General features: G+C 44.5%; 10 protein-coding genes. 6 read left to right on the top strand and 4 right to left on the bottom strand.

Annotated features, from left to right (window positions below; all coding sequences use genetic code 11):
• The first annotated feature begins 154 nt into the window (after nt 1-154).
• From R3D00_20705 to R3D00_20695, 3 genes are all read left to right on the top strand, one after another.
• A complete protein-coding gene (locus tag R3D00_20705) occupies nt 155-1,978 on the top strand; it encodes a nucleoside transporter C-terminal domain-containing protein (GenBank protein ID MEZ4775619.1) in 1,824 nt (607 codons plus the stop codon).
• A 2-nt stretch (nt 1,979-1,980) separates the two neighbouring features.
• On the top strand, nt 1,981-2,883 hold the full coding sequence (locus tag R3D00_20700; GenBank protein MEZ4775618.1) for an alpha/beta hydrolase: 903 nt from the start codon (nt 1,981-1,983) through the stop codon (nt 2,881-2,883).
• Between the two features lie 268 nt (nt 2,884-3,151).
• Entirely contained in the window at nt 3,152-3,520 is a 369-nt protein-coding gene (locus R3D00_20695; GenBank protein ID MEZ4775617.1) for a cyclic nucleotide-binding domain-containing protein, read from the top strand.
• Here the strand turns inward: R3D00_20695 and R3D00_20690 are convergent.
• Nucleotides 3,467-4,501: an IS630 family transposase gene (locus R3D00_20690; GenBank protein MEZ4775616.1), complete on the bottom strand. Its 1,035-nt coding sequence runs from the start codon at nt 4,499-4,501 to the stop codon at nt 3,467-3,469. The genes R3D00_20695 and R3D00_20690 overlap by 54 nt on opposite strands.
• Before the next feature lie 44 nt (nt 4,502-4,545).
• On the opposite strand from R3D00_20690, the gene R3D00_20685 reads away from it, so the two are divergent.
• The 3 genes from R3D00_20685 to R3D00_20675 all read left to right on the top strand — a co-directional run bounded on the left by R3D00_20685 (nt 4,546) and on the right by R3D00_20675 (nt 6,590).
• On the top strand, nt 4,546-5,145 hold the full coding sequence (locus R3D00_20685; protein MEZ4775615.1) for an ATP-binding protein: 600 nt from the start codon (nt 4,546-4,548) through the stop codon (nt 5,143-5,145).
• Between the two features lie 15 nt (nt 5,146-5,160).
• Nucleotides 5,161-5,790 (top strand): hypothetical protein, encoded by a 630-nt coding sequence (locus tag R3D00_20680; GenBank protein ID MEZ4775614.1) that lies wholly within the window; start codon nt 5,161-5,163, stop codon nt 5,788-5,790.
• A 359-nt stretch (nt 5,791-6,149) separates the two neighbouring features.
• Complete coding sequence (locus R3D00_20675) at nt 6,150-6,590, top strand: cold shock domain-containing protein (protein MEZ4775613.1); 441 nt, start codon at nt 6,150-6,152, stop codon at nt 6,588-6,590.
• Nucleotides 6,591-6,739: 149 nt separating this feature from the next.
• Here R3D00_20675 and R3D00_20670 read toward each other — a convergent pair whose 3' ends face one another.
• The 3 genes from R3D00_20670 to lspA form a co-directional block, all read right to left on the bottom strand.
• On the bottom strand, nt 6,740-7,285 hold the full coding sequence (locus R3D00_20670; GenBank protein ID MEZ4775612.1) for a hypothetical protein: 546 nt from the start codon (nt 7,283-7,285) through the stop codon (nt 6,740-6,742).
• 62 nt (nt 7,286-7,347) lie between these two features.
• A complete protein-coding gene (locus R3D00_20665; protein MEZ4775611.1) occupies nt 7,348-7,752 on the bottom strand; it encodes a hypothetical protein in 405 nt (134 codons plus the stop codon).
• A complete protein-coding gene (gene lspA, locus R3D00_20660) occupies nt 7,742-8,299 on the bottom strand; it encodes a signal peptidase II (protein ID MEZ4775610.1) in 558 nt (185 codons plus the stop codon). The genes R3D00_20665 and lspA overlap by 11 nt, the downstream gene beginning before the upstream one ends.
• Between the last annotated feature and the right edge of the window lie 53 nt (nt 8,300-8,352).

Below are 8,352 nucleotides of genomic sequence, written 5' to 3'. Positions count from 1 at the left end.
GGATTGTAGTCTCTGTGTTACTCTGCGTGGTACTCTGCGGTACTTTGCGTTCAAAGGCAGGGGATGATCTTCGATCAAGGTATCGAAGGTTTTTGGCATTTACCTTAGTTCTGGCTACATTTCCCCGAAATTAGCCAAATCTAAATTACCCAATATGATTCTCCGGCTTTGCCAATCCTTTTTGGGCTGCCTTTTTTGCCTGCTGACGTTTGTAGAACCAGCATTTGCAGCAGATACCCTGAAAACAGAAACACTCGTTTACAACTGGACAATTGCCGGAATTACCGATGCCAATGGTGCCGTAAGCGAAAAAACGGGAACAAAAAACCGGTTTTTAATCCAATCCGATGGAACATTTTCATTTATGGTGGCCGGGATGCCTGCCCCGGAAACGGGTTCATGGACATTAAATGGAGACAGCATTTCTCTATTTTACGAATTGGTGCCTGTAAGTAAAACCATTGACTCTATTACTTATTCGGCCCAAAATAACGCACCCTTACTCCAACTGTTTGCCGAAGGAGAAGTCGTCGCAACACAGACCGATAAAGGCATTTCATCCCTTCGGCGGGTACAAAAATTCAAAGCATCACTTGATGAAAAACACAAGCTGCGGCTGACCGGAACATCGAAATCATTCCTTCTTTTCAAGGCCGATCAACTGGTGATTCCCTCTTTCTCTTTTATGGATGTCGTAAGAGGATTGCTGGGGGTAGTATTTTTGCTGCTTTGTGCATGGCTTTTCAGCAGCAACCGTAAAGCGATTAACTGGAGGCTGGTCGGCACAGGAATGGGACTTCAACTATTCCTTGCGGTATTGGTGTTAAAAGTACCCGGTGTCAAAACGGTATTCGAACTCATCGCCAAGTTTTTTGTAAAGGTAATGGACTTCACCCACGCCGGAGCCGCATTCCTCTTTGAAGGATTGGTGACGAATGTAAATTCATTTGGATATATTTTCGCCTTTCAGATTTTACCGACCATCGTTTTCTTTTCGGCGTTGATGTCAATTTTGTATTATCTGGGGATTTTGCAAAAAGTCGTTTACGGATTTGCCTGGGTAATGAAACGCACGATGGGCCTGTCGGGAGCCGAAAGTCTTTCGGCAGCGGGGAATATTTTTATGGGACAGACTGAAGCACCCCTGTTGATCAAACCCTACGTAGCCAATATGACCCGTTCGGAGATCATGACCCTCATGACCGGAGGTATGGCCACGATAGCCGGAGGCGTATTTGCCGCGTATGTAGGCTACCTTGGCGGGCCAGACCGGGCAGCACAGGAGCTATTTGCCACGCACCTGCTCATCGCTTCCATTATGTCTGCTCCGGCGGCGATTGTGGCGGCAAAAATGCTGGTTCCCGAAACGGAAAAATTTAACGAAGAACTCGAAATCCCCAAAGAACGGATTGGCTCCAATGTGCTTGACGCTATTTCCAACGGAACAACTGACGGACTTAAGCTTGCGGTGAATGTGGGGGTTATGCTTCTTGTGTTTATTTCCCTGATCAAGATGATCAATTATTTTGTTGCTGACCTTTTTGGTGCTTCAGTGGGATTAAATGATTGGGTAAATGCTGTGACGGAAGGGCGATATGCACAGTTTAATCTGGAGTATATTTTTGGGTTGATTTTTGCCCCGGTTGCCTGGCTGCTGGGCGTACCTTCTGAAGACATGGTGATTGTCGGGCAAATGCTCGGAGAAAAAACCATTATTAATGAATTTGTTGCCTATGCTACACTGGGAAGTGTCAAATCTTCGGGGTTGATTCTTAATTATAAATCCGTCATCATCGCAACCTATGCCTTGTGCGGATTTTCCAACTTTGCTTCCATCGGCATTCAGATCGGCGGAATCAGCGCAATTGCGCCCAGCCAGCGGGTAACGCTTGCTTCGCTCGGATTTAAGGCACTGATCGGTGGAACGATCGCTTGTTTTCTCACAGCTACCCTTGCGGGAATGTTATATGCACTTTAAAAATGCCCAGTCGCCAACATGAAAGAATGAAGTCTGGTGCCTTCCATTTGCACCAGTGGCTGAGCCTGGATCTGGCCAGTCTTTCGCGCATCCGTCGATTTGTCAACTTTGCCAAATACGCGCTCCGTATGCCTTCGGACGTAGCGGCAGAGCCGCTGAAAATTGGTAAAATTCCAGCTGAGTGGTTGATTCCCAAAGGCGTAAAAAATACCAAAAATGCGCCAATACTCCTGTTTTTTCACGGTGGGGGGTATCTGGTCGGTTCGCTCGACTCACACCGGGGAATGGTTGCGCGCATTGCGCAGGAACTTGGCTGGTGTGTCATTCATGTAGACTATCGGCTGGCGCCGGAGCATCCATTTCCCGCAGCATTGGAAGATGCAATAGCAGCCTGGAAGTGGTTGCTGGAGCAGGGGTATGATCCTGCGAAGATCGCGATAGCCGGAGACTCAGCCGGAGGCGGGCTTGCCATTTCGGCCATGGTAAAGATGAAAGCGCTTGGCCTTCCTTTGCCGTTTTCGGCGGTATGTTTGTCTCCGTGGGTGGATCTGACATTTAGCGGGCATTCGGCGGTAGCCTTTGCCAAACACGATCCCATTATCATTGTGCCGCAGGTACACCGGTGGGCGCTGGCGTATGCTGGTCCGCACGAACTCGACTATCCCGAGATATCACCCCTCTACGCCGACCTGCGGGGCCTGCCCCCAACCCTGATCCAGGCCAGCGACCTGGAAGTACTCACCGATGACGCCCAACGCCTCAAAGACCAGATGGAAGCCGCCGGAGTTGAAGTTACGCTCCAGGTATGGGAAGAAACTATGCATGTCTGGCAATTATTCTGGCGCACTGTACCCGAAGCGCAGGAAGCGATTGAGGCTATTGCCAGATTTTTGAAGGAGGGGTAGTGGTGCGGAGGTCTTATGGCCGAATAAATGGTATATTTGCTAATTAGTTTTGGATGAATGGAATATTTTGCACATCTTAAGCACTTGGGAGTGTGCGATTTTTGTGACTTTACAATGCGTTTTATTATAGTTATTGCTTACTATTTGTATAGTGTTCTGTAACTCGAATGCATTTTTTTGTATATATTATTTATTACTGAAGCTTTTGCTTTTACTTAAAACTTTGAGATAAGACCTATTTCGTTTCGCATTTAATAGAATAACTCTAATGGCCATTACATTAAATTTTTCTGAATTTCATTCTGCTTGTAGTGAAAATAGAATTTATCAAGCATTTAATGACGATGAAAGATGGAGTTTATATAAGCTTGCTTTTAAAAAGTATTTTAAAAAGGGATCTGTTGTTTTTTATTCCTCGGAACGAAATAATGCCGAATTCTATATTGTAGAAAATGGAGAGTTAGAGTTAAACCTAAATAGTGGGAAGGAGAAACTATACAGGCGAGGTGATTTATTTGGAGAGATATCAGTTATCAACGGAAGTGCAAGAATGGGTACAATGACTGCATTATACTCAAAGCGTTTAGGAATGCGGAAGCCCAATGATTTGAAATTTGGGGGTAATGAGGGTTTTTAGTTTTTCTGCACAGGTGGCAATATTGTCAAAAAAAGCCCGGATGCCTGCGCGAAATTCCTGAAAGGTGGGGTAAAAAAAGCTGTTAATGACTTCCTTTTTCATGAATTTCCAGAGTCGTTCGATGGGGTTTAAATTGGGGGAATAGGGCGGCAGGTGGCGCAATTCGATTCGGTCCCTATGGTCAGCAATCCAGGTTTTGAGCGCAACGGCGTGGTTGTATTTTGCGTTATCGGCATAAACGATGAGCCGCTTGCCAGCGCGTGCTTCCAGCATTTTTGCAAACAATTCGATGTTCGCTTCATAGCTAATCCGCTCTGTCTCCACGCGGAATATGCGTTCGGGATGTTGGATGCAGACCGCCCCATTGAGGTTCAATCGCTGGCGGCCCGAGTTGGCCGGTAGTTCGTAGTCTTCCCCTTTTTTGATCCAGCCTGACTCGGGACGCGTGTTGTGCATCGGATGCACCCCGTCAATAAAGTAAATCTCCTCATCCTCAGAGAGTGCTGCCATTTCTTGATCAAATTGGTTCACCCACGCTTGCTGTTTTTCAGGATCTGCTTTGCAGGGAACGGGGCGGGTTTTCTTGTAGCGGAAACCCAACCGGTGAACCAAATCCCGCATCCCCTCCTTCGCGTATTTGACCGCATAGGTCTGATACACATAGTCCCGGATTTCCCCCAGCGTCAGGTACAGGTAGGTGCGGAGTTCCTCCGATAGAAGATCTAACTGATCGGACGAAAGCTTCGGGGCTTTCCCCACGTAGTTGTCCCGAAGGTAATCTTCGAGCGGAACTTCGGAATACCGCTTCAGGTACCGATTCACGGTATCCCCATCTATGCCTAATATATTGCCCACTTCTTCTGCACGATATCCTTGGTCAAGCAATAGGATCGCCGTCACCTTGATGTACACCCGTTTGTCTTTGTGGCCCTTCCGGAGGACCTGTAGCTTGCTTCTTTCTTCTTGACTTAGTTTTCCCATGGGGGTATATTTACATTCTCTGACTCACCGCAAATCTAAACGCCTTGAGTATAACAGATTGTGAGTTAATCGCTTTTGATGGGAGACTTCTATTTTCTGATAAAATTATGGATTCAAAGATTTCGCTTTCAATATTTAAAGGCTTAGTAAGTTATGTAATTGGTTATTTGGATGAGGAATACGTTTATGCAACTGAAAATATTATTAAAAAAGGTGAGGGAGTAACTATAGAATTCAAAGAATCAATGAGCAAAATTGGTAAACCTGATATTATTAAGACAATTTGTGCTTTTTTGAACACTAGAGGGGGGACAATTTTGCTTGGGATTAACGATGCTTCTAGGGTGGTGGGTATTAAGGTAGGATCTCTCAAAGAGATTGATAATTACAAGCAAAGTATTATTCAATTGATAAGAGATAAAGTAGGAGCTCCGTTTACTACAAACATCCATTTTAATACTGAGAAAATAGATAATAAAATACTTCTTAGGATTAATTGTATTCCATCTGGGGTTCCGGCCATTTTAGAAGATAATGGATTACAATTTTTTTATATGCGTTCAGGGCCTGCAAATATCCAAGCTCCTAATATTAAAGAGGTAATTTCCTATTATAAAAAAAGATTTGAATCAGTAAAGAATTGACAATCTCACTCACCCATGCCCCCCCTATACATACTGATCTTCTCGCTTCTTATTAGTTGCCAACTGTCCGGTGAGCATAACCCACACACTATAAAAGCGGAAATCGAACTGGTGGAATACCAATTGCTTATGTTGGAAGTGGAGGACGAATCGGAGGATAGTATGATCTGGGGGATTTCTGTGTTCAAAACGATCCGAATCGATCAAAATTCAAATAGAATAATACACTTTGAGCGGAACTGGGAGTTGAATTTTCAGATGGAGTGTTTTTCGTCAACAATCACGAATCTTGAGGTAGATAAAATCAATGAATTGCTGGATAAAATACCTGATGGGCCAAATTTCTATGACTTTCCTGTAAAACCAACTTATCTTTATTGCGGTCCTTCCTATTATCTGAGTGTTAGACAAAACTCAAACGAACAGAATTTGTTGGTAGGCATACCCACCGAAATGCCTCTGGATGTGACTGCGATGATCCATTCTCTGGATATGATCGCAAAAAACGGAAAGTTGATACATCCTACTGGTGAAGAATGCAACATTGATGAAAAAGAGATTATTGAACGGATCGGGGTAATCGATACTTCACTGAGCAGAATACCGAGGGTAATGCACCACTCTTTTGAGATACCTGCTCCTTGAAGAATTCCAGGTAACGGGTAAGGGAGTTCCATTCGCTCATTTGCTTTATAAAAACAAAAAGGAAGGCAATGTTGGTGGTTTCGGCTCCGCTCAACCACCGGACTTCGGAACATGAACGGTGGTTTTGGCTCCGCTCAACCACCGGACTTCGGAACCTGAACGGTGGCTGAGCGGAGTCGAAGCCACCTCCCTCTCCCACAAATCCCACCAAAATATCAGGTAACATTTTTTTGCGGCCGGATATTTGTGTAACTTGAGAAGTTTGGCTTTGTAAGCTTCGTTTTTTCCATAAAGAGAAGCGGAAAATCAGCCATTCATTGTTTATCACCCATCTTTTTATTTAACTAATCAAAAATTACATGGCAGACAGTTTCAGTAAAAAAGACAGAGAAAAAAAGAGAAAAAAGCGCAAAGAGGATAAAGCGGAGAAAATGGAAATGCGGAAAAGTGATGGAAAAAAGGGAAATGATATTATGTATGTGGATGAATTTGGAAACCTGACATCATCTCCTCCCGATCCCCGGAATAAAACAAAAATCAGAAAAGAAGATATTGACGTCTCTGTCCCTAAAAAAGAAACACTGGAATCTGTAGATACTGTGCGAAATGGGATGGTGAAATTTTTTAATTCTGAAAAAGGATATGGTTTTATCGTGGATGACGTCACCGGCGAAAGCTACTTCACCCACGTCAATAATCTTATTGACCAGGTAATGGAACAAGATAGGGTTTCCTTCGAAATTGGCAGCGGCCCAAAAGGTCCCATCGCCCTTGATGTGAGACTGAGAGGCGGAAATTGATTCTCTTTTCCACTCAGTAAAGACAATTGTATTAAAGAAGGGGTGTAACACACCCTTTCAAACCTCACCGGATTCTGTGAGGTTTGCAGGGGTTACACAAACCGCTTTTTTTGTCCCGGATTTCTCTGTGCCTATGTTACAATAATTACTTACTTCCCCTTCACCCGGACCTTCAGCGTGTAAGCTCCTTCGCTCAGACCTTCTGCTCCGGTAACACCAATAAGTACCTGATAGGGATTTTTAAGCGCGAGAATATCTTTAACCACCCGGGTCCCGGGTGCCTGGCCCTGTCGTTTTATATTAGAGGCATGGTCCACTTCACAGCGCACACAACGGTTGAGGTTCGGAACGGTGTTTTCTTCCGTGATCTCGCGCACCATATAAGCATACACACTCAGGTTGGTCTTTTTATCGGCCGGGACTACAGCGATTTCCATTTCGGAATAGGCGGGCAGGTCTATCGTGTATAAGACGTGATTGCCGGTAAAGTTTTTTTCATGGTTTTTGGGAAAACAAGCGACGGAACTGTTCCACGCCCAGTCCAGCGTGGGCATAGGCTGACCATCGGAAAGATTGCCGGAAACCTCCAACAGTTCGCCCGATTGGGCTTCAAGGGGGATGATTGACTCTGTCATCTGTGCGGAAAGGTTGCTGATGAAAAAAAAGGCGAAAAAAGCCAGAATGAGATTTTTCATAGTATGGGTGATTGATTTTCCCATTAGTTCCTCTCTCAACTCAAAACGTAACATCGACCCGATTACCACAACCCATGATTTTCCACATAACGGTATAGCCAGCTGTATTCTACTTCAATCTGGAACTTTTCTTTTAACCATTGCTGAAGATCTTCCAGCTTCGCCTTGGGGTAGATTTTCCGGTAACGACGGATTTCCTCCTGGTAAGGCAATAGGCGGGAGTCCCGGTTTTTGGGATAACGTTTTTCCGTAAGTGCGTCAAATCCTCCGTCGATAAACAGCCTGATCCAGGTGGTAACCGTCTTCTCACTGGCATCTGTCAACAGACTGATGTCTTTAATCTTATAGCCAAAATGACGAAGAGAAATTGCCAGCAACCTTCGGGACTGCTTTTTGCCTCCGGCCTGTTGCATTTTTTCTGCCAGAATATACGTTTGTTCGGTCGTAAGATGAATTTTATAACTCACCGGTATTTTCTTCGGATTTTTCTCCCGACGTTTCTCCCGGCTTTTCTTCTGCTTTTTGTTTTGCTTTTTGCCGCCAGGAATAAATTAAAATTCCTATTCCCCCAAACATAATCGACATATCCGCCATATTGAATACACCCGTTCGCACCAACCCAAGGTCAATATGCAGGAAGTCCGTAACTGAGCCGTAAGCAACTCTGTCGATAAGATTGCCGATACCTCCCCCAATCATAAAACACATAAAAAATATTACGGGTGTTTCTATTTTATCGCGAAAGGCTACCATTCCCAATAACAACAGCATGACGATACCCGGAAGAATGACCAGCGTAACTTTTCTGAGCGCAGGAGACAAACCCGATCCCGCACTTAAAAATGCTCCCGTGTTTTCTACCTTTGTGAGGATGAAATTTTCGCCAATCAGCTCAATTTGCTCGTATTCGTCGATTTTTTCTCTTACGATAGATTTTGTGATCTGATCACAGCCTACGTTTATCATAACGATCCCCAGAACCAGGGCCAGCCGAGCGAGTTTTGATAGTTGCATCTTCCTGAGCATTCAATTATTTGGAGGTACAAGGTAGTATTTTTTTGTATAAA

Source organism: Bacteroidia bacterium (assembly GCA_041391665.1).
GTDB lineage: Bacteria > Bacteroidota > Bacteroidia > J057 > J057 > JAGQVA01.
Note: the sequence above shows the minus strand (reverse complement) of the source record. Positions and strands in the feature narration are given on the sequence as shown.